Origin of the sequence: Citrobacter sp. Cpo126, assembly GCF_030332445.1 — a bacterium.
GTDB lineage: Bacteria > Pseudomonadota > Gammaproteobacteria > Enterobacterales > Enterobacteriaceae > Citrobacter > Citrobacter portucalensis.
Genome location: NZ_JAOWHT010000020.1, coordinates 176,838 through 200,196 on the forward strand (window position 1 = coordinate 176,838; position 23,359 = coordinate 200,196).

Annotated in this window: 21 protein-coding genes; 11 read left to right on the top strand and 10 right to left on the bottom strand. The window is 52.9% G+C overall.

Features of this window, described 5'->3' with window-relative positions:
- Positions 1–17: 17 nt before the first annotated feature.
- On the bottom strand, positions 18–833 hold the full coding sequence (djlA, locus tag OGY17_RS01580; RefSeq protein ID WP_008786173.1) for a co-chaperone DjlA: 816 nt from the start codon (positions 831–833) through the stop codon (positions 18–20).
- Positions 834–1,212: 379 nt separating this feature from the next.
- Here djlA and lptD point away from each other — a divergent pair, with 379 nt between their 5' ends.
- Genes lptD through apaH form a run of 6 tightly spaced genes read left to right on the top strand, consistent with a single transcriptional unit; the run spans position 1,213 to position 7,953 of the window.
- On the top strand, positions 1,213–3,567 hold the full coding sequence (gene lptD / locus OGY17_RS01585; RefSeq protein WP_126319275.1) for an LPS assembly protein LptD: 2,355 nt from the start codon (positions 1,213–1,215) through the stop codon (positions 3,565–3,567).
- Between the two features lie 54 nt (positions 3,568–3,621).
- Positions 3,622–4,908: a peptidylprolyl isomerase SurA gene (gene surA / locus OGY17_RS01590; RefSeq protein ID WP_003829603.1), complete on the top strand. Its 1,287-nt coding sequence runs from the start codon at positions 3,622–3,624 to the stop codon at positions 4,906–4,908.
- Positions 4,908–5,900 (top strand): 4-hydroxythreonine-4-phosphate dehydrogenase PdxA, encoded by a 993-nt coding sequence (pdxA, locus tag OGY17_RS01595; RefSeq protein ID WP_008786171.1) that lies wholly within the window; start codon positions 4,908–4,910, stop codon positions 5,898–5,900. Before surA ends, pdxA begins: the two co-directional genes overlap by 1 nt.
- Complete coding sequence (rsmA, locus tag OGY17_RS01600; RefSeq protein WP_204558823.1) at positions 5,893–6,714, top strand: 16S rRNA (adenine(1518)-N(6)/adenine(1519)-N(6))-dimethyltransferase RsmA; 822 nt, start codon at positions 5,893–5,895, stop codon at positions 6,712–6,714. The genes pdxA and rsmA overlap by 8 nt, the downstream gene beginning before the upstream one ends.
- A gap of 2 nt (positions 6,715–6,716) precedes the next feature.
- Positions 6,717–7,094 (top strand): Co2+/Mg2+ efflux facilitator ApaG/CorD, encoded by a 378-nt coding sequence (apaG, locus tag OGY17_RS01605; protein WP_003018867.1) that lies wholly within the window; start codon positions 6,717–6,719, stop codon positions 7,092–7,094.
- A 10-nt stretch (positions 7,095–7,104) separates the two neighbouring features.
- Positions 7,105–7,953, top strand: a complete 849-nt coding sequence (gene apaH / locus OGY17_RS01610; protein ID WP_003829612.1) for a bis(5'-nucleosyl)-tetraphosphatase (symmetrical) ApaH — start codon at positions 7,105–7,107, stop codon at positions 7,951–7,953.
- A 90-nt stretch (positions 7,954–8,043) separates the two neighbouring features.
- On the opposite strand, the gene folA is transcribed toward apaH, so the two are convergent.
- The 9 genes from folA to OGY17_RS01655 all read right to left on the bottom strand — a co-directional run bounded on the left by folA (position 8,044) and on the right by OGY17_RS01655 (position 16,373).
- Positions 8,044–8,523 (bottom strand): type 3 dihydrofolate reductase, encoded by a 480-nt coding sequence (gene folA / locus OGY17_RS01615; protein ID WP_286606282.1) that lies wholly within the window; start codon positions 8,521–8,523, stop codon positions 8,044–8,046.
- Positions 8,524–8,721: 198 nt separating this feature from the next.
- Positions 8,722–10,584, bottom strand: a complete 1,863-nt coding sequence (kefC, locus tag OGY17_RS01620; RefSeq protein ID WP_204558822.1) for a glutathione-regulated potassium-efflux system protein KefC — start codon at positions 10,582–10,584, stop codon at positions 8,722–8,724.
- Entirely contained in the window at positions 10,577–11,107 is a 531-nt protein-coding gene (gene kefF / locus OGY17_RS01625; protein WP_204558821.1) for a glutathione-regulated potassium-efflux system oxidoreductase KefF, read from the bottom strand. The genes kefC and kefF overlap by 8 nt, the downstream gene beginning before the upstream one ends.
- 103 nt (positions 11,108–11,210) lie before the next feature.
- On the bottom strand, positions 11,211–11,444 hold the full coding sequence (locus OGY17_RS01630) for a YgdI/YgdR family lipoprotein (RefSeq protein ID WP_003018880.1): 234 nt from the start codon (positions 11,442–11,444) through the stop codon (positions 11,211–11,213).
- 91 nt (positions 11,445–11,535) lie between these two features.
- On the bottom strand, positions 11,536–12,879 hold the full coding sequence (locus tag OGY17_RS01635) for an MFS transporter (RefSeq protein ID WP_020996234.1): 1,344 nt from the start codon (positions 12,877–12,879) through the stop codon (positions 11,536–11,538).
- 147 nt (positions 12,880–13,026) lie between these two features.
- Positions 13,027–13,314, bottom strand: a complete 288-nt coding sequence (fixX, locus tag OGY17_RS01640) for a ferredoxin-like protein FixX (RefSeq protein WP_000203736.1) — start codon at positions 13,312–13,314, stop codon at positions 13,027–13,029.
- The gene (locus OGY17_RS01645) at positions 13,311–14,597 is read right to left on the bottom strand and encodes an FAD-dependent oxidoreductase (protein WP_003018887.1); all 1,287 of its coding nucleotides are present in this window, start codon (positions 14,595–14,597) and stop codon (positions 13,311–13,313) included. The genes fixX and OGY17_RS01645 overlap by 4 nt, the downstream gene beginning before the upstream one ends.
- Positions 14,598–14,645: 48 nt before the next feature.
- Positions 14,646–15,587 carry an electron transfer flavoprotein subunit alpha/FixB family protein gene (locus tag OGY17_RS01650; protein WP_267445136.1) on the bottom strand — a complete coding sequence of 314 codons (942 nt, stop codon included), beginning with the start codon at positions 15,585–15,587 and terminating at the stop codon, positions 14,646–14,648.
- Positions 15,588–15,602: 15 nt separating this feature from the next.
- A complete protein-coding gene (locus tag OGY17_RS01655; RefSeq protein WP_267445135.1) occupies positions 15,603–16,373 on the bottom strand; it encodes an electron transfer flavoprotein FixA in 771 nt (256 codons plus the stop codon).
- Between the two features lie 479 nt (positions 16,374–16,852).
- On the opposite strand from OGY17_RS01655, the gene caiT reads away from it, so the two are divergent.
- The 5 genes from caiT (at position 16,853) to caiD (ending at position 23,343) form a co-directional block, all read left to right on the top strand.
- Complete coding sequence (gene caiT / locus OGY17_RS01660; RefSeq protein ID WP_267445134.1) at positions 16,853–18,370, top strand: L-carnitine/gamma-butyrobetaine antiporter; 1,518 nt, start codon at positions 16,853–16,855, stop codon at positions 18,368–18,370.
- 34 nt (positions 18,371–18,404) lie between these two features.
- A complete protein-coding gene (gene caiA, locus OGY17_RS01665) occupies positions 18,405–19,547 on the top strand; it encodes a crotonobetainyl-CoA dehydrogenase (protein WP_003018898.1) in 1,143 nt (380 codons plus the stop codon).
- Positions 19,548–19,670: 123 nt separating this feature from the next.
- Positions 19,671–20,888, top strand: a complete 1,218-nt coding sequence (caiB, locus tag OGY17_RS01670) for an L-carnitine CoA-transferase (protein WP_286606309.1) — start codon at positions 19,671–19,673, stop codon at positions 20,886–20,888.
- 61 nt (positions 20,889–20,949) lie between these two features.
- Entirely contained in the window at positions 20,950–22,503 is a 1,554-nt protein-coding gene (gene caiC / locus OGY17_RS01675; RefSeq protein ID WP_048227113.1) for a crotonobetaine/carnitine-CoA ligase, read from the top strand.
- A gap of 54 nt (positions 22,504–22,557) precedes the next feature.
- Positions 22,558–23,343, top strand: a complete 786-nt coding sequence (gene caiD / locus OGY17_RS01680) for a crotonobetainyl-CoA hydratase (protein ID WP_008786162.1) — start codon at positions 22,558–22,560, stop codon at positions 23,341–23,343.
- Positions 23,344–23,359 lie beyond the last annotated feature (16 nt).

Consider the following 23,359-nt stretch of genomic DNA (forward strand, 5'->3'; position numbering starts at 1 on the left):
CGCATCCGGCAATTCAATCACTTGAATCCTTTTTGATCCTTAATCAGCTCGTAAGCTTTTTGGATTTCCTGCGCTTTTTGCTTCGCCATTTCCATCATCTCTGGCGGCAGACCTTTCGCGACCAGTTTGTCCGGATGGTGCTCGCTCATCAGCTTACGGTAAGCCCGCTTGATGGTGGTCGCATCGTCGGTCGTTTTCACACCCAGCACATTACAGGCGTCTTCCAGCGTCGGGCCGCGTTGCGCCTGCTGCCAGCCACCGCCGCCAGACTGCTGCTGATATCCGCCGCCAAACTGTGCGCCGCCCTGCATCATGCGCAGGAACTGATCAAATTGGGTGCGTGAGATCCCCAACTCTTCAGCAATCACATACAGCACTTCACGTTCGTTAGGATGCAACGACCCATCGGCAAATGCCGCCTGGATCTGAATCTCCAGAAACATGCGGATCAGATCGAATCGACCAAAACAGACGCTGCGAAACTGACGCATCTTTTCACGTAATGGGTAATTATCCGATTTTCCTACCCGGAAGGCATGTTGTGCAGCCGTTCGCGAGTCACCGTGCAAATTCATCCGATCCATCAACTGGCTGGCGATATGTATATCGGCTTCCGTGACGCGACCTTTGGATTTGGTCAGATGTCCCATCACCTCAAAAGTGGTGGCAAAAAACAGCGCCTGGCGTTCACGTTGGTTGGCAAACCACGCCATTTTGCGCATGCGGGCTTTGTCGAACATGTGGCCAACTAACAGCCCCAGAACCACACCCCAGAAGCCGCCGCCCATCATTAAGGCCACGGCTACACCAATTATCTTTCCCCAATACTGCATAGACTCCCCAAATCTTTCCGCTCTCAGCCAGGCTATGTCCCACAATATAAGGTGCTTTTACCGATTTACGGCTGCGGTCAATTGTGGGACATCGCCTATAATTTGCATTATCATACCTGTCATTCAATGCCGTGCCTAACACCACAAACGCTATACCCGTTGGATTTCGAGTTGCAGCAAGGCGGCAACGTAGTGAGTCCCCTGGAGCTTACCCATGTAAGTGACTGGGGTGAACGAGGAAGACAACGAAGATGCAGCTTGAAAGGTGGCGGGTATAAAATGGGCAGGATTAATACTAGCGAAGTGAAGATGAGATAAGTTAGGCTGTGACCGTTTGTCACGCGCGACGCTACTGATGATGGAACAATAAATACAACGTATGAAAAAACGTATTCCCACTCTTCTGGCCACCATGATTGCCAGCGCCCTCTATAGCCATCAGGGCCTGGCAGCCGATCTCGCCTCACAGTGTATGCTGGGCGTGCCGAGCTATGACCGTCCTCTGGTACAGGGCGAGACTAATGAGTTACCCGTCACCATCAATGCCGACAACGCAAAAGGGAATTATCCCGATGACGCGGTGTTTACCGGCAACGTGGATATCGCACAGGGTAACAGCCGCCTGCAGGCCGACGAAGTGCAGCTTCATCAGAAGCAGGCTGAAGGCCAGCCGGAGCCAATTCGTACCGTCGATGCGCTGGGCAATGTCCATTATGACGACAATCAGGTTATTCTGAAGGGGCCGAAGGGCTGGTCCAATCTGAATACCAAAGATACCAACATCTGGGAAGGTGATTACCAGATGGTCGGCCGTCAGGGGCGCGGGAAAGCTGACCTGATGAAACAACGTGGGGAAAACCGTTATACCATTCTGGAAAACGGTAGCTTTACCTCCTGTCTGCCAGGTTCCGATACCTGGAGCGTCGTCGGTAGCGAAGTTATCCACGACCGTGAAGAACAGGTCGCGGAGATCTGGAACGCCCGTTTCAAACTGGGTCCGGTTCCGGTCTTTTACAGTCCTTATTTACAGTTACCCGTCGGCGATAAGCGCCGTTCCGGTTTCCTGATCCCGAACGCAAAATATTCCACCAATAACTATTTTGAGTTCTACCTCCCGTATTACTGGAACATTGCGCCCAATATGGACGCCACCATCACGCCGCACTATATGCACCGTCGCGGCGGGATCATGTGGGAGAACGAATTCCGCTACCTCACCCAGGCGGGTGCGGGCTTGATGGAGTTCGACTATCTGAATTCCGATAAAGTGTACGAGGACGAACATCCGAATGATGACAATTCACGTCGCTGGCTGTTCTACTGGCAGCACTCTGGGGTGATGGACCAGGTGTGGCGTTTCAACGTCGACTACACCAAGGTCAGCGACTCCAGCTACTTTAACGACTTTGACAACAAGTACGGTTCCAGTACCGATGGCTACGCCACGCAAAAATTCAGCGTCGGATACGCGGTGCAGAACTTTGACGCCACGGTATCGACCAAGCAGTTCCAGGTCTTTGCTGATCAGAACAACAGTAGCTACTCCGCTCAGCCACAGCTAGACGTTAATTTCTATCAGAATGACGTCGGTCCGTTCGATACCCGGATTTATGGGCAAGCGGTGCATTTCGTTAATACCAAGGATTACATGCCGGAAGCAACGCGTGTTCACCTGGAACCGACGATCAATCTGCCGTTGTCGAATAACTGGGGCAGTGTCAATACCGAAGCGAAGCTGCTGGCAACGCACTACCAGCAGACCAACCTGGATTGGTATAACACCAATAATGCCACTAAGCTTGATGATTCCGCCAACCGCGTCATGCCGCAGTTTAAAGTCGACGGCAAGATGGTATTCGAGCGTGACATGCAAATGCTGGCGCCGGGTTATACCCAGACGCTGGAGCCGCGCGCGCAGTACCTGTACGTCCCGTATCGCAACCAAAGTCATATCAATAACTATGACTCCTCCCTGCTGCAATCTGACTACAGCGGCCTGTTCCGTGACCGCACCTATAGTGGTCTGGACCGTATCGCTTCTGCCAACCAGGTAACGACCGGGGTCACATCTCGCGTTTATGATGACGCGGCAGTTGAACGTTTTAATATTTCTGTGGGTCAAATCTACTATTTCACCGAGTCTCGCACTGGCGATGACCATACAGAATGGGAGAATGACGACAAAACAGGTTCACTGGTATGGGCTGGCGATACCTACTGGCGCATCTCCGATCGTTGGGGTTTACGCAGTGGGATCCAGTACGACACGCGTCTGGATAGCATAGCCACCAGCAATAGCAGTATCGAATACCGACGCGACGAAAACCGTATGCTGCAGTTGAACTACCGTTATGCCAGCCCAGAGTATATTAAGGCCGCTGTACCTTCACGTGATGTAACTAACGCCCAGTATGAAAACGGGATTTCGCAGGTGGGCGCAGTGGCAAGCTTCCCGATCGCCGATCGTTGGTCGATTGTTGGTGCTTACTACTTCGATACCAACGTGAACAAAGAAGCAGATTCAATGTTGGGCTTACAGTACAACTCCTGCTGTTACGCCATTCGCTTTGGCTACGAGCGTAAGCTGAACGGTTGGGATGACAAAATGCAGCACGCGATTTATGACAACACGATCGGCTTTAATATCGAACTCCGCGGCCTGAGCTCAAACTACGGTCTCGGCACGACTCAAATGTTACGTTCGAACATTTTGCCGTATCAAAGCGCTTTATGATCTGATTGATTTACTACGTAATCCGCATTGCGGTTAATTAATAATGGAAAAAGTATGAAGAACTGGAAAACGCTGCTTCTCGGTATCGCCATGATCGCGAATACCAGTTTCGCTGCCCCACAGGTAGTCGATAAAGTCGCAGCCGTCGTCAATAACGGCGTCGTTCTGGAAAGCGACGTCGATGGCTTAATGCAGTCAGTAAAACTGAATGCAGGTCAGGCTGGTCAGCAATTACCGGATGACGCCACGCTGCGTCATCAGATCCTGGAACGTTTGATCATGGATCAAATCCTCCTGCAAATGGGTCAGAAGATGGGGGTGAAAATCTCTGACGAGCAGTTGGATCAGGCTATTGCCAACATCGCCAAGCAGAACAACATGACGCTGGATCAGATGCGCAGCCGCCTGGCACAGGATGGCTTAAGCTATTCAACCTATCGTAGCCAGATCCGCAAAGAGATGACCATCTCTGAAGTGCGTAACAACGAAGTTCGCCGTCGCGTCACCATTCTGCCTCAGGAAGTAGATGCCCTGGCGCAACAGGTGGGCAACCAAAACGATGCCAGCACCGAGCTGAACCTGAGCCACATTCTGATCCCATTACCAGAAAACCCAACGTCCGACCAGGTTAACGCGGCTGAAAGCCAGGCGCGCTCGGTTGTTGATGAAGCGCGTAACGGTAGTGATTTCGGCAAACTGGCTATTACTTATTCCGCTGACCAGCAGGCGCTGAAAGGCGGTCAGATGGGGTGGGGACGTATTCAGGAGCTGCCGGGTATCTTTGCCCAGGCGTTAAGCACTGCGAAAAAAGGCGATATCATTGGCCCAATTCGTTCCGGTGTCGGCTTCCACATCCTGAAAGTCAACGATATGCGTGGCCAAAGCCAGAGCATCTCCGTGACTGAAGTTCATGCTCGCCACATCCTGCTTAAGCCGTCGCCGATCATGACCGATCAGCAGGCGCGTCTGAAGCTGGAACAAATCGCGGCAGATATTAAGAGCGGTAAAACTACCTTCGCGGCAGCCGCTAAAGAGTTTTCTCAGGATCCAGGCTCTGCCAACCAGGGCGGCGATCTGGGCTGGGCTGCAGCGGATATTTTCGACCCTGCTTTCCGCGATGCACTGACCAAACTTAACAAAGGCCAGATGAGCGCCCCGGTGCACTCCTCTTTCGGTTGGCATCTGATCGAACTGCTGGATACGCGTAACGTTGATAAAACTGACGCAGCGCAGAAAGACAGAGCTTACCGTATGCTGATGAACCGTAAATTCTCGGAAGAAGCAGCAACCTGGATGCAGGAACAGCGCGCCAGCGCTTACGTTAAAGTTCTGAGCAACTAATGACTCGTGCTCAACGCGTTGTTATCACTCCCGGCGAACCCGCCGGGATTGGCCCGGACCTGGTGGTTCAGCTCGCCCAGCGCGATTGGCCTGTAGAACTTGTTGTCTGTGCGGATGCAGCACTCCTCAATGACCGGGCAGCGATGCTCGGTTTACCGCTTTCACTCCTCCCCTACTCTCCAGATACCCCAGCCAAACCGCAATCAGCAGGCACATTGACGCTGTTACCGATTGCGCTGCGGGCACCTGTTGTCGCGGGTCAGTTGGCGGTAGAAAACGGGCAATATGTGGTGGATACGCTGGCTCGCGCCTGCGATGGCTGTCTGCAAGGTGAGTTTGCGGCGCTGATCACCGGCCCGGTTCACAAGGGCGTTATCAATGACGCTGGCGTCCCGTTTACCGGACATACCGAGTTTTTTGAAGAGCGCTCACAGGCAAAGAAAGTTGTTATGATGCTGGCGACCGAAGAGCTGCGCGTTGCCCTGGCAACCACGCATTTGCCGCTCAGAGCCGTTGCCGACGCCATTACGCCCGCCCTGCTTCAGGAAGTGATCGGCATTTTGCATCATGATTTACGCACCAAATTCGGCATTGCCGATCCGCATATTCTGGTGTGCGGTCTTAACCCGCATGCTGGTGAAGGCGGTCATATGGGAACGGAAGAGATAGATACCATCATTCCGGTACTCGATGAACTGCGTGCGCAGGGAATGAAATTAAACGGTCCGCTGCCCGCAGATACGCTGTTTCAGCCCAAATATCTCGACCACGCGGATGCCGTGCTGGCAATGTACCACGATCAGGGTCTCCCCGTGCTAAAATACCAGGGATTTGGTCGCGGTGTGAATATCACGCTGGGCCTGCCCTTTATTCGCACATCCGTCGATCACGGCACCGCACTTGAACTCGCGGGCCGTGGGCAAGCAGATGTCGGCAGTTTTATTACGGCGCTTAATCTCGCCATCAAAATGATTGTTAATACCAATGAATAATCGAGTCCATCAGGGCCATTTAGCCCGTAAACGTTTCGGGCAGAACTTCCTCAACGATCAGTTTGTGATCGAAAGTATTGTCTCTGCTATCAACCCGCAGAAAGGTCAGGCTATGGTCGAAATCGGCCCAGGCCTGGCGGCATTGACCGAACCAGTAGGCGAACGCCTGGACAAGCTCACGGTCATTGAACTCGACCGCGATCTGGCAGCACGCCTACAGACACACCCGTTTTTAGGGCCTAAGCTGACGATTTATCAGCAAGATGCTATGACCATGAACTTCGGCGAACTGGCACAAACGATGGGGCAGCCGCTGCGCGTATTCGGCAACCTGCCGTACAACATCTCCACGCCGCTCATGTTCCATCTTTTTTCCTATACTGATGCCATTGCCGACATGCATTTCATGTTGCAAAAAGAGGTGGTGAATCGTCTTGTTGCAGGGCCAAACAGTAAAGCGTATGGTCGATTAAGCGTCATGGCGCAGTATTACTGCAATGTGATCCCGGTACTTGAAGTACCGCCTTCCGCATTTACGCCAGCGCCTAAAGTTGATTCAGCCGTTGTGCGTCTGGTCCCTCATACGACGATGCCGTACCCGGTTAAAGATGTTCGTGTGCTGAGCCGTATTACCACCGAAGCGTTTAATCAGCGCCGTAAAACGGTACGTAACAGTCTCGGCAACCTGTTTACCGTTGAAGTACTGACAGAGCTGGGCATTGATCCGGCGATGCGAGCGGAAAATATCTCTGTCGCGCAATACTGCCGGATGGCTAACTATCTGTCAGAAAACGCGCCATCGAAGGAGAGTTAAACATGATCAATTCGCCCCGAGTGTGCATTCAGGTACAAAGCGTCTACATTGAGGCGCAATCCTCACCTGATGATGAACGTTACGTTTTTGCTTACACCGTAACTATCCGCAATTTGGGGCGAGCGCCTGTGCAGCTGTTGGGGCGTTATTGGTTGATCACTAATGGTCATGGCCGCGAAACCGAAGTTCAGGGTGAAGGCGTGGTTGGCGTCCAGCCCCACATCGAACCCGGCGAAGAGTACCAGTACACCAGCGGTGCGGTGATTGAAACACCGCTGGGCACCATGCAGGGTCATTACGAAATGATCGATGAACAAGGCATCGCCTTTACCATCGATATTCCCGTATTCCGACTCGCCGTTCCAACACTCATTCATTAAAACAATAACTATGGCGACATACCTTATTGGCGACGTTCACGGTTGTTACGATGAACTGGTAGCCTTGCTGCATCAGGTAGACTTTAATTCCGAAAAAGACACCCTATGGCTCACCGGCGATCTGGTCGCTCGTGGACCGGGCTCGCTGGACGTTTTGCGCTACGTGAAATCACTGGGCGACAGCGTGCGGTTAGTATTGGGTAATCACGATTTACACCTGCTGGCCGTATTTGCTGGTATCAGTCGTAATAAACCTAAAGACAGGGTCACATCGCTGCTCGAAGCACCGGATGCCGACGAATTACTTAACTGGCTCCGCCGTCAACCGCTGTTGCAGGTAGACGAAGAGAAGAAGCTGGTGATGGCGCATGCCGGTATCACCCCACAGTGGGACCTGCAGACAGCAAAAGACTGTGCTCGCGATGTTGAAGCCGTGTTGTCGAGCGACTCGTATCCCTTCTTCCTTGATGCGATGTACGGCGACATGCCCAATAACTGGACCCCGGAACTGACCGGGCTGGCGCGCCTGCGTTTTATTACCAACGCCTTTACCCGCATGCGTTACTGCTTCCCTAACGGTCAGTTGGATATGTACAGCAAAGAGTCACCAGAAGACGCACCTGCCCCGCTGAAGCCGTGGTTTGCCATTCCTGGACCTGTCAGTGAAGCATACAGCATTGCATTCGGGCACTGGGCATCGCTGGAGGGTAAAGGCACGCCAGAAGGCATTTACGCGCTGGATACGGGGTGTTGCTGGGGAGGCGATCTCACCTGTCTGCGCTGGGAAGACAAACAGTACTTCGTGCAGCCGTCAAATCGCCATCTGAATCTGGATCCTGGCGAAGCGGTCAACGCCTGATAGTCGTTTGCCGGATGCGGTGCTCGCACCTTATCCGGCCTACATTAGCTGGATGATAAGGCGTTTCGCCGCCATCCGGCACTTACAGTATTAACGACGTTCCAGAATCTCGAAGCAGTAGCTGTGAGAGTTTTGCGCGTCGGCATCGTGGAATTCACTGAACACCGATTCCCAGTCATCCGGTTCGTAGTCCGGGAAATGCGTATCCCCTTCCACTTCCGCATCAATGTGCGTCAGATACAGTTTCTGTGCTTTTGGCAGGAACTGCTCATACACACGCCCACCGCCAATTACCATAATTTCAGGTTCATCGCCGCAGGCCGCAATTGCTTCATCCACAGACTTCACCCACTGCACGCGATCGTCGGTGCCAGGATTACTGCTGATGACGATATTTTTACGCCCAGGTAACGGTCGCCCGATGGATTCCCAGGTATGGCGTCCCATGACAACCGGCTTGTTTAAGGTATTACGTTTAAACCAGGCGAGATCGGCAGGGAGGTTCCACGGCATGGCGTTCTCCATACCGATGACGCGATCTACCGCTAACGCCGCAATCAGACTGATCATTGAATATTTCCCGGATACAAAAAAATTGTCGCCACTATACGGAAAGCGCAATCTTTCGTCGACTGGCGGAAAGAGGATGAACAGGAAAATTTTCCGTTCTGCTGGCGAACCGACCTATTTAAGGTGGTACGCCAGCATTACAGTAGTTCAAAAACAGCCAATTAGCAGTAAAGTTTGCAGAACATCACATTTTTTACCCTATGCTGACGGTTTCACTTCCGGCTCATCGGCGACGTCGCCCGTATGCTTACCTTCATCCGTGCCTTGCCAGCCATGGCGCTGAATTAACGATAAGTGCTGACGATCTTCCGCAATAATTTCACTCAGCATTGCGCTGGTGCGTTTATAAACGGCCGCGCGGGAAGTCGCGTCATTTTCCCCTTTCACCATCTCCTCTACCATCATGGTATTGAATCGGCGGAATACGTCAGCCCGCTCACGTGCCTCATAGCGCCCAAGCCCGAGACCTTCCAGCGCCAGACGTCCGGTCTTCAGTGCACCTTCAAAGGTTTCACGTTCCGGCATATCCACGCCCGCCTGGCGCAGGCGGATGTAATGATCCACGTCGCGCGCACGAGCAATAATTTGCAGATGCGGGAAATGCTCTTTCACCATTTCGGTTAATTGCAGACTGGTTTGCGGATCGTCAATGGCATTAATAATGACTTCAGCTTTCGCCGCCCCGGCAGACTCCAGCAGATCCATCCGGGTCGCGTCGCCATAGAAAACCTTCATCCCGAATTTACGCAGCGTTTCGATATGATCTGGGTCATGATCAAGAACCACCATTTTGACCCCGCTCGACAACAGCAAACGACCGGTTATCTGGCCAAATCGCCCAAACCCGGCGATGATCACCCTAGGTTGTTCCTCATCGATTTCATCGGCTTCGCGCTCTTCCTCAGTCGCCGATTTTTCCAGACGCGTCAAAATCACCAGCAAAATCGGCGTAGCCGCCATCGACAACGCCACCGCCAGCGTCAGCGATTTCGCCCAGTCAGGATCGAGCACATTTGCCATTTGCGCCGCGCCAAACACCACAAAGGCAAACTCACTGCCCTGCCCTAATAATACGGCAAACCAGCGACGCTGCTTGTTCGGCACCTGCAACGGTTTCGCTATCAACCACAGCATGACGGTTTTGATAACCAGGAAACCGACCAGTAGAATGATAATACGCAAGGGATTATCAATCAGCGTACCAAACTCGATAGACATCCCTACACCGATGAAAAACAGCCCCAGCAGCAGTCCTTTAAATGGTTCAATGTCGCTTTCCAACGCGTGGCGATACTCAGAGCTTGCCAGCAACACCCCGGCCAGGAATGCCCCCATCGCCATCGACAATCCAACCTCTTCCAACAGCAGACCGAAGCCAAACACGAGGAACAGCGCAACGGCACTGAACACTTCCCGCAGGCCCGAACGGGCGACAAAACGCAAGGCAGGACGTGTGACATAACGACCTAACAGCACCACCAGCACCAGTGCGCCCGCTACCTTAAGGGCAGACAATGCAAACGCCCCAAGCGTTGTTGATGCGCCACTCGCTGCCAATAATGGGATCATCGCCACCAGTGGAATAGCAGCGATGTCCTGGAACAGCAGCACGGCAAACGCGCTGCGGCCCATTTGCGAAACCATCAGGTTGCGTTCATTCATTGCCTGCATAGCGATGGCCGTAGAGGAAAGCGCCAGCGTCATGCCGATCAGCTCCGCTACCTGCCAGCGCAGGCCGAGGAACATACAGAACACACCAATCAGGCCTCCGCAGACCACCATTTGCAATGCGCCGCCGCCGAACACCGAAGCTCGCAGTTTCCACAAACGTTGCGGATCCAGCTCCAGACCAATGACAAACAGCATCAGCACCACACCGATCTCCGCAAAATGCAGGATGGATTCAGCGTCCGTCACCAGCCTCAGGCCCCATGGGCCGATAATGCACCCGGCGATGAGATACCCCAGTACCGACCCGAGTCCCAGCCGTACGGCGATGGGGACAATCAGTGCCGCCGATCCGAGATAAATCAGCGCCTGTATCAGCGTATGGCTATCCATGGTGTGCCTCCTGCCATTCCATCAGACGCTGTTTGTAGTGACGCGCCTGCGCTTGCAGGGTTTCATCATCACAGATAAACGTACAGTGCATCGCAAACGGCGGTAGCCATTTGAGGCCACAATAAAGTGCCGTCGCCTGTAAGGGTTGAGAAAGCACATCAAATCCGGGATGGGAGCCAATATCGAAGTGGTTTTCACCGCCGCCGGTCGTCACCGCCCACAGCAGATGTTTACCGTGCAGCGCAGTACCGCCATGGCCATACGCCCAGCCGTGCGAAAGGACTTTATCCATCCACAGCTTGAGTAATGGAGGTGTGCTGTACCACTGCATCGGATGCTGCCAGATGATCAAATTAGCGCGTGCCAGCGCATCCTGTTCAGCGGCAATATCGATATTGAAGTCGGGGTAGAGCTGGTAGAGCGAGCGGATCTCCACGCCCTCCAGCGTCCTTGCCTGTTCAAGCATCCGCTTATTCGCATGCGAGTGCTGCGGATAGGGATGCGCATAAATGATGAGGATCATGATTAGCCTGTTTCACTGCATTATTGTAATAACAGTGAGTTTAGTCACTTAATCCACAGGCTAACAGTCAATATTATTGAGTGGCTGAATGGAGAAAACTGAACTAGTTATCCAGTTCACTCATATCTTTAACCTGATCGCGGTTAATCTGTTCCGTCTTACCCGTTTGCGCATTTTTATACGACACCAGGCCAGTATCATCATCGACTTGCGGTTTGCCGTCAGTGACGATTGTTTTGCCATCGGTGGTTTTAACCGCCTGGTTTGAGGAACAACCGGCCACGGTAAACAGTGCTGCTGCGGTAAAAATTGAGGTGATCAGGATATGTTTTTGCATGGTGTTCTCCCTGCTTTTCAGTTGTTTTCAGTGATATACCCAGTTAACTGTAGGCTAACTGACTGAGTTGCAGGGAAAATACAGAACACTCCTAATAACTCGCCCTGGTCACGGGCTTACTGCGAATCGTCATTTGACTGGTTTGCGCCAGCGTCAGACCTCGCGTTTCCGGGGCGAAAGCGATGGACACCAGCAGGCCAATCAGCGAAATTCCTGCGCCCATCAGCATGACATTGCTGATCCCGTATTTGGTAATGAACACCGGCAGCGCCCAGGTTGAAACAATGGTGCCGATGCGGCTTAAGGACATAATCACCCCGACGGCAGATGCGCGAATGTCGGTAGGGAACAGTTCATTTGGGTACAGCCACTGAAGATTTCCCGGCCCCCCCGAGAAAAAGGCGTACACGGCAAACGCCAGCACCACCAGCCACGCTCCCATATCAGGAATTAACCCCAGCACGGCCAGCGCCAGCGTCATCATAATAAAGCTGCCAATTAACAATGGCCGACGGCCCGCGCTATTGAGCCAGAACATGGGTGGAATGCACCCCAGCATAAAGCACAGGCTTATCACCACATTGCCCAACGCCGCGCTTTTCCCGGCACCAAGCCCCAACAGTCCAACAATCTGCGGACCAAAGGTATAAATGGCGAACATCGGGATCACCTGACAGGTCCAGATAGCGGCGACAAACAGGACAAACGGGAAATGACGGCGGTTAAACAGCTGCAGGAAGCGCGTCTCCTGCGGCGCCTCTTCGTCGAACACCACCGGTTCGCCGAACAGTTTGATCATCATCGCTTCACACTCTTTCACCCGACCTTTACGCAGCAGCCAGCGCGGCGATTCAGGAAGATCGAAGCGCCCAATCAGGATCAAAATACAAGGGATCACAGCGCTGCCCAGCATCCAGCGCCATCCTCCTTCAACATCATACAGCCAGTAACCGACCAGATCGGCACAGGTGGCGCCGACATACCACATCGCGGCGATAAAACCGATGGAGAAAGCGCGCTGGCGGGTATTGGAGAACTCAGTAATCATCGAGGTAGCAATTGGATAATCGGCACCAATCACAATGCCGATCAGCACACGCATTACCAACAGCTCAATGGGTGAGGAAACAAACATGGTTGCCGCCGATATCACGCCAATGGCAATAATATCGATGATAAACATTTTGCGCCGCCCGACCTTATCGGAAATGTAGCCAAACAGCGACGTCCCCACAAACAGACCGGCGAGCGTGCCAGCCCCCAGTAGACCAATCCACTGTGCGTCCAGTTTCAATGCTGGCGTGAGTTGTTCCAGCGCCACGCCAATCATCACCAGCACATAACCATCCAGAAATGGCCCACCGCTTCCCCACAGCATTATCCGGCGGTGAATAGAGGTAAATTTGATGTCATCAAAGTTCCTGGGCTGCTGCATAGCGACTTCCTGTTTCAACACGGGCAAAGCGTCATCTGTAGGCCGGATAAGGCGTTTAGGCCGCCATCCGGCATTGGCGCCACATGATTGCCGGATGGCGACGCTACCACGTCTTATCCGACCTACGGGTGCACAACCTCGTACTTATTAGCCGTAGCGAAACTCCACGCCAAATGTCCCGCGCGGGTATTCCCATTTTTCCAACGCTGTATCAAGTCCGAGAATGCGGCACGTTCCGCACTCCAGGCATCCGGCGTAATCAAAACGGACGCTGCCGTCGTCCTGTTTTTTATACAGTCCGGCCGGACAGGCCTTAATCAGCACTTCCAGCGCCTGTTTATCAGGATCGGTTTTGAGAATGATGTGCGGGCTGTCTTCATCCACATTGAACTTATTGACGCCCAGTTTGACGTCCACATTGACGGGAGATGTCATAATACGGTCACTCCTTTCAGGCCATCTTTCATCAGGTTGATGAAGCCCACTTTCTTCGCATGACGCAGGATTTTTTTGCGCATTGGCACCGGAGCAGAGCCATCCACGGTGAACAGGTCGCGCGCGATGCTGACCGCCATTTCGGGATAGGCGGTAAACATGCGTGGGTTATCAAGGAAAGCGGGAAGCTTCTGATACATGCGCATATCGCGCATTGGACCATCATCGAGATGCTGACGGTATTCGCCCAGCGACTGTTTGCTGAAGTCGTCGCGCTTCATTGCGGAAAGCACCGTTTTCGCCGCCGCTTCGCCTGCGGATATGGCGAGATCCATACCGCGGATGGTAAAGCCGAGGTTCATACACATTCCGGCAGCATCACCGGCAATCAGCACACCGTCACCCACCAGTTCAGGCTGCATATTCATACCGGCCTCCGGTACGACGTGCGCGGCATATTCCACCAGCTTGCCACCGGCGATCAGTGGGGCAACCGCCGGATGCTGTTTGAAATCTTCCAGCATTTGTGGGACCGATTTTTTAGCATCTTTCAGATGATGAAGACCGCAGACCAGCCCCAGAGAAAGGGTCGTTTCATTAGTATAGAGGAAGCCCCCGCCCATCAACCCATCGGTTGGAGAACCGGCAAACAGGCAAGCTGCACCTTCGTTCCCCTGTAACTGGAAACGATCTTCAATCACCGATTTTGGCAATTCGATCAGCTCTTTTACGCCAACGGCAACATGCGATGCCTCAACGCGCTTTGCCATGCCCAGTTTTTCTGCCAACAGAGAATTCACCCCGTCAGCGAGGATCACCACTTTGGCTTCCAGAATATCGCCGTCGGCTTCCACACCCACGACTTTGCCTTCGCGCTGCACAACGTTATCCACCCGAATACCGGTGATAAGCTGGGCTCCCGCCTCCTCGGCCTGCTCCATCAGCCAAGCGTCAAATTTGCTGCGTAAGACGGAATAAGAAACCTGCGACGATGCAGCCTCTTCACCATTGCAATAGTCGATGGTCATCGCCCCTTTATCGGTCATAAAGGCGAGTTTTTCGTGGGTGATTATGCGTTCAATGGGGGCCTGCTCAGCAAAGCCGGGAATGATGCGTTCCAGGCTATGGGCATACATGCGCCCACCGGTGACATTCTTCGCGCCAGCAGAATTGCCGCGCTCGATGACCAGCACCTGTGCACCTTCCCGAGCCAGCACCAGCGCCGCAACCGAACCGGCCAGACCAGCACCCACGATGATGGCATCAAAGATATCTTCGGACATACGTACTCCTGTCAGTGGCAGGATACTTTCGCACCCTGCCCGAATGGTTTAACGCGCCAGAGCAGCCGTCAGCGCAGGCAGGATCTTCAGCGCATCGCCAACGATGCCAAAATCTGCGTACTGGAAGATCGGCGCATTTTTATCTTTGTTGATGGCGAAAATCGTCTGCGCGCCGTTGGCGCCGACCATATGTTGGATCTGCCCGGAGATCCCCACGGCCAGGTACAGTTCTGGTTTGAGCATCAGGTTGGAAATGCCGACGTAGCGTTCGTGCTCCATCCACTTCTCGTTTTCCGCCACTGGACGGGAACAGGCCAGCTCAGCGCCAATCGCCTGGCACAGCGCTTCGGCCAGCGAGATATTTTCTTTGCTACCAATACCGCGTCCCACGCTGACCACCAGACGGGCTTTGTCGAGATCGACGCTGTTGCTCTGACGCACCTGCGTTGCCGTACGGGTCACGGCGATAGTCGGAGCCTGCCACTGGACGGTGTGCACCTCGCCGCTGCGGGCAGTATCCGGTTGCTGCGCGTCAAACGTTCCGCTGCTGAGAGTGATCACGGCAAACGGTGAAGCGATTGTTTCTGCTCCCATCGCCAGGCCGCCGTAGACCATATGTTTGACCGCCGCTTTTCCGTCCTGCACCGCGACTGCGCTGGCGTCGTTTGAGACTGCAGCCGACAAGCGAAAGCCCAGCTTTGCCGCTAACAGCTTGCCCCGACGCGTATTCGGCAGCAGCACCGCGCCGCCCTCGCTGTGCTGACGAATGGTTTCGGCCATCGCATCGGCGTAGTCTTCAACCATACGGTCTTCTGGTTTGCCGCTGAGCAGCCAGACATGATCCGCACCTAAATGGCATGCCGCCGCGCTGTCCTCATCGCTGAGCACAAACGTGTTAACGTTTTCACCTAAAGCCTGCGCACCATTCATCAGTTCCGGCAGACGAGAAGGGGTATCGCTGAATACCCAGACACTGGAAAATTTGTTCATAACATCCCCTGATAATTAAATGATTTTGCGAAGATTCTCGACAATCGCGGCAATCTGTTCTTCACCGTCACCTTCAATCACAACGCGCTGACGCTCGCGCTGCTTCGGTGCGGCAACCTGTTGTTCGGAATACGCTTGCGCGCCGTTCAGCCCAATGTCCGCAGACGACCAGACCTGGACCGGTTTTTTCGCTGCACCAAGAATGGCTTTCATGGAAGGGATTTGAGGGGTGTTGATGTCGGTAGAGACCGCGATCACCGCCGGAAGCGGGATACTCAGGGTTTCAACTTCATCTTCCAGTTCACGCTCTACCGTCAGCGTGCTGTCGGTAAGAGAGAGGATTTTACTCACGCCGTTAATCGCCGGCACGTTCAGCATTTCGCCCACCAGCAGACCAACCTGCTGTGCATAAAGATCGGAAGAACCGTCGCCGCAAATAAGCAGATCAAAACCTGATTTTTGTGCGGCGGCAGCCAGCGCAGTGGCGGTTTGTTGCGGCAGCGCCTGTTCAAAGTGATCGTCAATGACAACAATCAGTTCATCAGGGCCACGGGAGAGCACATCTTTGCGCCCTTTTGCATTGGTCAGCGCTTTGCCGCCGACGCTCATGGCCACAACCTGAGCCTCTCCCACCTGCTGTTTTAACTGGCAAGCCGCTTCGATCGCATTCAGATCATATTGGCTGATTTTGCCATCTGCTTTGCTGAAATCGAGTGTTCCATCAGCATTATTAATCGCAATATCCTGCTCATCAGGTACGCATTTGTAGCAAGTAATTATCTTCATTGCATCTCCAGAAATCATGAAGGAAACGTATTTATATCGGCGGTGTTAAATACAGATATCACGCTCTTTAATTCGGAAATAAAACATTAATCACCAATATTGAAAATGTCACACATTGATATTCGTAACTTTCAATAGTGTTATGCACCTCACCAATATTGAAAGAAACATGTCAAATACGAAAATTTTCAATATTGTTTGCTGGTTCAACAATATTGAACGCCAGTCACTTAAAAAAGTTAAAAAAGCAACATCAACATTATGATTAATAAGGGAATTATTTGTATTTTCAGACAAAATAACCAGCATAAGAAAGTGTGACGCAGATAACAGAATAGCCGGAAATGAATACCCATTATGAGTTACTCACTGAGGCGCCCAGAGGTTAAAAAGTTATCAACAAATCATTAATAACAAATAAACAAACGATCACATACGGGCACGCTAAATAAATTTCGTTTTCACACTGGAATTCACTTATGAAAAATGAAAAGAGAAAGTCGGGAATTGAACCGAAGGTTTTTTTTCCGCCATTAATAATTGTTGGGATACTTTGTTGGTTAACAGTAAGAGATCTTGATGCCGCTAACATCGTTATTAATGCGGTATTCAGTTATGTCACCAACGTCTGGGGTTGGGCATTCGAATGGTATATGGTCGTCATGCTCTTCGGCTGGTTCTGGTTGGTCTTTGGCCCGTATTCGAAAAAGAAATTAGGCGACGAAAAACCTGAGTTTAGTACCGCCAGCTGGATTTTTATGATGTTCGCTTCCTGTACATCCGCCGCGGTGCTGTTCTGGGGTTCCATCGAGATCTACTACTATATCTCTACCCCTCCGTTTGCTCTCGCCCCCAACTCCGTTGGCGCAAAAGAGATAGCTCTGGCGTACAGCTTGTTCCACTGGGGACCGCTGCCGTGGGCGACCTACAGCTTCCTTTCAGTCGCGTTCGCCTACTTCTTCTTTGTACGCAAAATGGACGTTATCCGCCCTAGTTCCACGCTGGTACCGTTAGTTGGCGAGAAGCATGCTAAGGGCTTGTTCGGCACCATCGTCGATAACTTCTATCTGGTGGCGCTGATCTTCGCGATGGGCACCAGCCTCGGTCTCGCTACCCCGCTGGTAACCGAGTGTATGCAATGGCTGTTCGGTATTCCACATACGCTGCAACTCGACGCCATCATCATTACCTGCTGGATCATATTGAACGCCATTTGCGTGGCCTGCGGCCTGCAAAAAGGGGTCAAGATCGCCAGCGACGTACGTAGTTATCTGAGCTTCCTGATGCTCGGCTGGGTGTTTATCGTCAGCGGCGCCAGCTTCATCATGAACTACTTCACCGACTCGGTCGGCATGCTGCTGATGCATCTGCCGCGCATGCTGTTCTATACCGATGCCATCGGCAAAGGCGGCTTCCCGCAGGGCTGGACTGTTTTCTACTGGGCGTGGTGGGTTATTTACGCTATCCAGATGAGTATCTTCCTGGCACGTATTTCTCGCGGTCGTACCGTACGTGAACTGTGTTTCGGGATGGTACTGGGCCTGACCGCTTCCACCTGGATCCTGTGGACCGTCCTTGGCAGCAACACGCTGCTTCTGATGGATAAAAACATTCTCAACATCCCGCAGCTGATTGAACAACACGGCGTGGCGCGCGCCATTATCGAAACCTGGGCTGCTTTACCGCTCAGCACCGCCACCATGTGGGGATTCTTTATCCTCTGCTTTATTGCCACCGTCACGCTGATTAACGCCTGCTCCTACACCCTGGCGATGTCCACCTGTCGCGAAGTTCGTGATGGTGAAGAACCGCCGCTGTTGGTGCGTATCGGTTGGTCAGTTCTGGTCGGCGTCATCGGCATCGTTCTGCTGGCGCTGGGTGGGCTGAAGCCCATTCAGACCGCAATTATCGCCGGGGGATGTCCGCTGTTCTTCGTCAACATCATGGTGACGCTGTCCTTTATTAAAGACGCCAAAGTGCACTGGAAAGACAAGTAATTCTTATTAACCCAATTGATCAAGAGGCTGAAAGATGGATTTCAACTTAAATGACGAGCAGGAACTGTTTGTCGCCGGTATTCGTGAACTGATGGCCAGTGAGAACTGGGAAGCTTATTTTGCCGAGTGCGATCGCGACAGCGTCTACCCTGAGCGTTTTGTAAAAGCGCTGGCGGATATGGGCATCGATAGCCTGTTGATCCCGGAAGAACACGGCGGGCTGGAAGCCGGTTTTGTCACCGTTGCCGCCGTCTGGATGGAACTCGGACGTCTTGGCGCACCGACTTACGTGTTGTACCAATTACCAGGCGGTTTTAACACTTTTCTGCGTGAAGGTACCCAAGAGCAAATTGATAAAATCATGGCGTTCCAGGGGACCGGTAAGCAGATGTGGAACTCGGCGATCACCGAACCGGGAGCGGGATCGGATGTTGGCAGTCTGAAAACCACTTATACACGCAAAAATGGTAAGGTTTATCTTAATGGCAGTAAGTGCTTTATCACCAGTAGCGCCTATACCCCGTACATCGTAGTGATGGCGAGAGATGGTGCATCACCGGATAAACCTGTTTATACCGAGTGGTTTGTTGACATGAGCAAAGCGGGTATCAAGGTCAACAAACTGGAGAAACTCGGTCTGCGCATGGATAGCTGCTGTGAAATCACCTTTGATGACGTTGAACTGGACGAGAAAGACATGTTCGGTCGGGAAGGTAATGGCTTCAACCGTGTGAAAGAAGAGTTTGACCATGAACGCTTCCTCGTCGCGCTGACCAACTACGGTACGGCAATGTGCGCTTTTGAAGACGCCGCGCGCTACGCCAACCAACGCGTACAGTTTGGCGAAACGATCGGCCGTTTCCAGCTGATCCAGGAGAAGTTCGCACACATGGCGATCAAACTGAACTCCATGAAAAACATGCTGTTGGAAGCCGCATGGAAAGCGGATAACGGCACCATTACTTCTGGTGACGCGGCAATGTGTAAATACTTCTGCGCCAACGCCGCGTTTGAAGTGGTAGACACCGCCATGCAGGTACTGGGAGGTGTTGGTATCGCGGGCAACCACCGCATCACGCGTTTCTGGCGTGACCTGCGCGTTGACCGTGTTTCTGGTGGTTCTGACGAAATGCAGATCCTGACGTTAGGTCGTGCGGTACTCAAGCAATACCGATAGAACGACGCAACCTGTAGGCCTGATAAGACGCCTTAGCGTCGCCATCAGGCAATCAATGCCGGATGGCGGCGCGAGCGCCTTATCCGGCCTACATGGACACCCATAAATGCCAGGAGAAAAATGATGAATCATTTACCAATGCCAGCCTTCGGCCCGCTTTCCGGGGTACGCGTTGTCTTTTCAGGGATCGAAATTGCCGGTCCGTTCGCCGGACAGATGTTCGCCGAATGGGGCGCTGAGGTTATCTGGATTGAAAACGTCGCATGGGCCGATACCATCCGCGTACAGCCTAACTATCCGCAGCTCTCACGCCGTAACCTGCACGCCCTGTCGCTGAATATTTTCAAAGATGAAGGCCGGGAAGCGTTTCTGAAGCTGATGGAAACCACCGATATTTTCATTGAAGCCAGTAAAGGTCCGGCCTTTGCCCGCCGAGGTATTACCGATGAAGTGCTGTGGGAACATAACCCGAAACTGGTTATCGCCCACCTTTCCGGCTTCGGCCAGTTTGGTACCGAGGAGTACACCAATCTTCCGGCATATAACACCATCGCGCAAGCGTTCAGCGGCTATCTGATCCAAAACGGCGACGTGGATCAGCCAATGCCCGCCTTCCCGTACACCGCCGATTACTTCTCCGGGATGACCGCAACGACAGCAGCGCTGGCGGCCCTGCACAAAGTGCGCGAAACGGGTAAAGGTGAAAGCATCGATATCGCTATGTACGAAGTGATGCTGCGCATGGGTCAGTATTTCATGATGGATTACTTCAACGGCGGAGAAATTTGCCCACGCATGACCAAAGGCAAAGACCCGTATTACGCTGGCTGCGGCCTGTATAAATGCGCCGATGGCTATATCGTCATGGAGCTGGTCGGCATCACGCAAATCAACGAATGCTTCAAGGATATTGGCCTCGCCCACATTCTTGACACACCGGAAGTCCCGGAAGGCACCCAGCTTATCCATCGTGTGGAATGCCCTTACGGCCCGCTTGTGGAAGAGAAACTGGACGCCTGGCTGGCAACGCACACCATCGCCGAAGTCCAGGCGCGCTTTGCTGAGCTGAACATCGCCTGCGCGAAGGTGCTGACTATTCCTGAACTGGAAGGCAACCCGCAGTACGTTGCCCGTGAATCTATTACGCAGTGGCAAACAATGGATGGCCGCACCTGCAAAGGGCCAAACATCATGCCGAAATTTAAAAACAACCCGGGGAAAATCTGGCGTGGCATGCCGTCACATGGCATGGATACTGCCGCCATTCTGAAAAATATTGGTTATAGCGAAGCAGACATAAATGAGCTGGTCGGCAAAGGCCTGGCCAGAGTTGAGGAATAAACGCGACGCGCTGACCCCTCGATGGTTAGCGCTCACGCCTGATTTCAGTGGATAAAGCAATATGGATATCGTTGGCGGACAAAACTTACGTCAGATGTGGGACGACCTGGCCGGGGTGTACGGAGATAAAACGGCGTTAATTTTCGAATCCTGCGAAGGAATCGTTCGGCAGTTTAGCTATGCCTCGCTCAATGAAGAGATTAACCGCACGGCAAACCTGTTCCATTCCTTAGGGATCCGCAAGGGCGATAAGGTCGCATTGCATCTGGATAACTGTCCGGAATTCATTTTTTGCTGGTTTGGGCTGGCAAAAATTGGCGCCATCATGGTACCGATTAATGCCCGCTTGCTGGGTGAAGAAAGTGCCTGGATCCTGCAAAACAGCCAGGTAAGTCTGCTGGTCACCAGCGCCCAGTTTTATCCTATGTACCGCCAGATACGGCTGGAAAATAGCACCCCGCTTAATCATATCTGTCTGATTGGCGAACAGCTTCCGGCTGACGACGGCGTGAGTCACTTTACCCAACTGCAATCCCGCCAGTCCGCCACGCTGTGCTATACGCCCGCGTTATCCACTGACGATACGGCGGAAATTCTGTTTACCTCAGGCACCACCTCACGGCCTAAAGGGGTGGTAATTACCCACTACAACCTGCGTTTTGCAGGCTACTACTCTGCCTGGCAAATCGCCCTGCGCGATGATGACGTCTACATGACGGTGATGCCCGCGTTTCATATCGATTGTCAGTGTACCGCCGCAATGCCCGCATTCTCCGCTGGCAGCACCTTTGTGCTGCTAGAGAAGTACAGTGCCAGGGCGTTCTGGAATCAGGTGCATAGATATAAGGCGACGGTTACCGAATGCATTCCGATGATGATCAGAACGCTAATGGTGCAGCCCGCTGCACCAACCGACAGACAGCATCACCTGCGCGAAGTGATGTTCTACCTCAATTTATCCGAGCAGGAAAAAGACGATTTTACCGAACGCTTTGGCGTCAGGCTGCTGACCTCCTACGGTATGACTGAAACCATCGTCGGTATTATCGGCGACCGTCCCGGTGACAAACGACGCTGGCCCTCCATTGGCCGCGTGGGATTTAGCTATGAAGCCGAAATCCGTGACGATCACAACCGTCCCCTGCCCGCCGGAGAAATTGGCGAAATCTGTATTAAAGGCGTGCCGGGCAAAACAATCTTCAAAGAGTACTACGCGCAGCCGGAGGCTACCGCCAAAGCGCTGGAACCTGAGGGCTGGTTGCATACCGGTGATTCGGGCTATCAGGATGAGGATGGCTATTTTTATTTCGTCGACAGGCGCTGCAACATGATTAAACGCGGCGGGGAAAATGTCTCCTGCGTCGAGCTGGAAAATATTATTTCTGCGCATCCCAAAATTCAGGACATTGTGGTTGTCGGTATTAAAGATTCGATCCGTGATGAAGCCATTAAAGCGTTTATCGTCCTTAATGAAGGTGAAACATTAAGCGAAGCCGAGTTCTTCAGCTTCTGCGAAAACAATATGGCGAAATTCAAGGTTCCCTCTTTTATGGAGATAAGAACCGACCTGCCGCGCAATTGTTCAGGAAAAATAATCAAAAAAAATCTGAAATAACCCTTCCGACAGGAACTCCTCCTGCCGGGAAATCTATTTATCTGGAGATGAACTATGAGTGATTCATTACATCTGACCCGTAACGGCCCGATCCTGGAAATTACCCTCGACAGGCCTAAAGCCAATGCCATTGACGCCAAAACCAGCTTTGCCATGGGTGAAGCGTTTCTTAATTTTCGTGACGACCCGGAATTACGCGTAGCGATTATCACCGGCGGCGGTGAGAAATTCTTTTCTGCGGGCTGGGACTTAAAAGCGGCAGCTGAAGGTGAAGCGCCAGATGCCGATTTTGGCCCAGGCGGCTTCGCCGGTTTAACCGAAATTTTCGACCTCGATAAGCCGGTCATCGCTGCGGTAAACGGCTATGCGTTTGGCGGTGGTTTTGAGCTGGCGCTGGCGGCGGATTTTATTGTCTGCGCGGAAAATGCCAGCTTCGCACTGCCGGAAGCCAAGCTCGGGATCGTGCCTGACAGCGGCGGCGTACTGCGTCTGCCTAAGCTGCTGCCACCGGCAATCGTCAACGAAATGGTGATGACCGGCAGACGAATGAGCGCCGAAGAAGCGCTGCGTTGGGGCATCGTCAACCGCGTTGTCAGCCAGGGCGAACTGATGGATAGCGCGCGTGAACTGGCGCAGCAGTTGGTCAATAGCGCCCCGCTGGCTATCGCCGCACTGAAAGAGATCTATCGCACCACTAGCGAAATGACGGTGGAAGAAGGCTACCGCTACATCCGCAGCGGCGTGCTGAAGCACTATCCATCTGTACTGCATTCGGAAGATGCGCTTGAAGGACCGCAGGCGTTTGCCGAAAAACGCGACCCGGTGTGGAAAGGTCGTTAATGTGCCGATGCCGGAT

What these genes read in the sequence shown, in the direction of transcription:
- caiC (WP_048227113.1), top strand. Translation starts at nt 20,950, where the DNA reads ATGGATATCGTTGGCGGACAAAACTTACGTCAGATGTGGGACGACCTG.
- OGY17_RS01655 (WP_267445135.1), bottom strand. Translation starts at nt 16,373, where the DNA reads ATGAAGATAATTACTTGCTACAAATGCGTACCTGATGAGCAGGATATT.
- folA (WP_286606282.1), bottom strand. Translation starts at nt 8,523, where the DNA reads ATGATCAGTCTGATTGCGGCGTTAGCGGTAGATCGCGTCATCGGTATG.
- fixX (WP_000203736.1), bottom strand. Translation starts at nt 13,314, where the DNA reads ATGACATCTCCCGTCAATGTGGACGTCAAACTGGGCGTCAATAAGTTC.
- lptD (WP_126319275.1), top strand. Translation starts at nt 1,213, where the DNA reads ATGAAAAAACGTATTCCCACTCTTCTGGCCACCATGATTGCCAGCGCC.
- apaH (WP_003829612.1), top strand. Translation starts at nt 7,105, where the DNA reads ATGGCGACATACCTTATTGGCGACGTTCACGGTTGTTACGATGAACTG.
- OGY17_RS01645 (WP_003018887.1), bottom strand. Translation starts at nt 14,597, where the DNA reads ATGTCCGAAGATATCTTTGATGCCATCATCGTGGGTGCTGGTCTGGCC.
- pdxA (WP_008786171.1), top strand. Translation starts at nt 4,908, where the DNA reads ATGACTCGTGCTCAACGCGTTGTTATCACTCCCGGCGAACCCGCCGGG.
- OGY17_RS01635 (WP_020996234.1), bottom strand. Translation starts at nt 12,879, where the DNA reads ATGCAGCAGCCCAGGAACTTTGATGACATCAAATTTACCTCTATTCAC.
- rsmA (WP_204558823.1), top strand. Translation starts at nt 5,893, where the DNA reads ATGAATAATCGAGTCCATCAGGGCCATTTAGCCCGTAAACGTTTCGGG.
- caiD (WP_008786162.1), top strand. Translation starts at nt 22,558, where the DNA reads ATGAGTGATTCATTACATCTGACCCGTAACGGCCCGATCCTGGAAATT.
- OGY17_RS01630 (WP_003018880.1), bottom strand. Translation starts at nt 11,444, where the DNA reads ATGCAAAAACATATCCTGATCACCTCAATTTTTACCGCAGCAGCACTG.
- caiA (WP_003018898.1), top strand. Translation starts at nt 18,405, where the DNA reads ATGGATTTCAACTTAAATGACGAGCAGGAACTGTTTGTCGCCGGTATT.
- caiB (WP_286606309.1), top strand. Translation starts at nt 19,671, where the DNA reads ATGAATCATTTACCAATGCCAGCCTTCGGCCCGCTTTCCGGGGTACGC.
- caiT (WP_267445134.1), top strand. Translation starts at nt 16,853, where the DNA reads ATGAAAAATGAAAAGAGAAAGTCGGGAATTGAACCGAAGGTTTTTTTT.
- kefF (WP_204558821.1), bottom strand. Translation starts at nt 11,107, where the DNA reads ATGATCCTCATCATTTATGCGCATCCCTATCCGCAGCACTCGCATGCG.
- apaG (WP_003018867.1), top strand. Translation starts at nt 6,717, where the DNA reads ATGATCAATTCGCCCCGAGTGTGCATTCAGGTACAAAGCGTCTACATT.
- OGY17_RS01650 (WP_267445136.1), bottom strand. Translation starts at nt 15,587, where the DNA reads ATGAACAAATTTTCCAGTGTCTGGGTATTCAGCGATACCCCTTCTCGT.
- djlA (WP_008786173.1), bottom strand. Translation starts at nt 833, where the DNA reads ATGCAGTATTGGGGAAAGATAATTGGTGTAGCCGTGGCCTTAATGATG.
- kefC (WP_204558822.1), bottom strand. Translation starts at nt 10,584, where the DNA reads ATGGATAGCCATACGCTGATACAGGCGCTGATTTATCTCGGATCGGCG.
- surA (WP_003829603.1), top strand. Translation starts at nt 3,622, where the DNA reads ATGAAGAACTGGAAAACGCTGCTTCTCGGTATCGCCATGATCGCGAAT.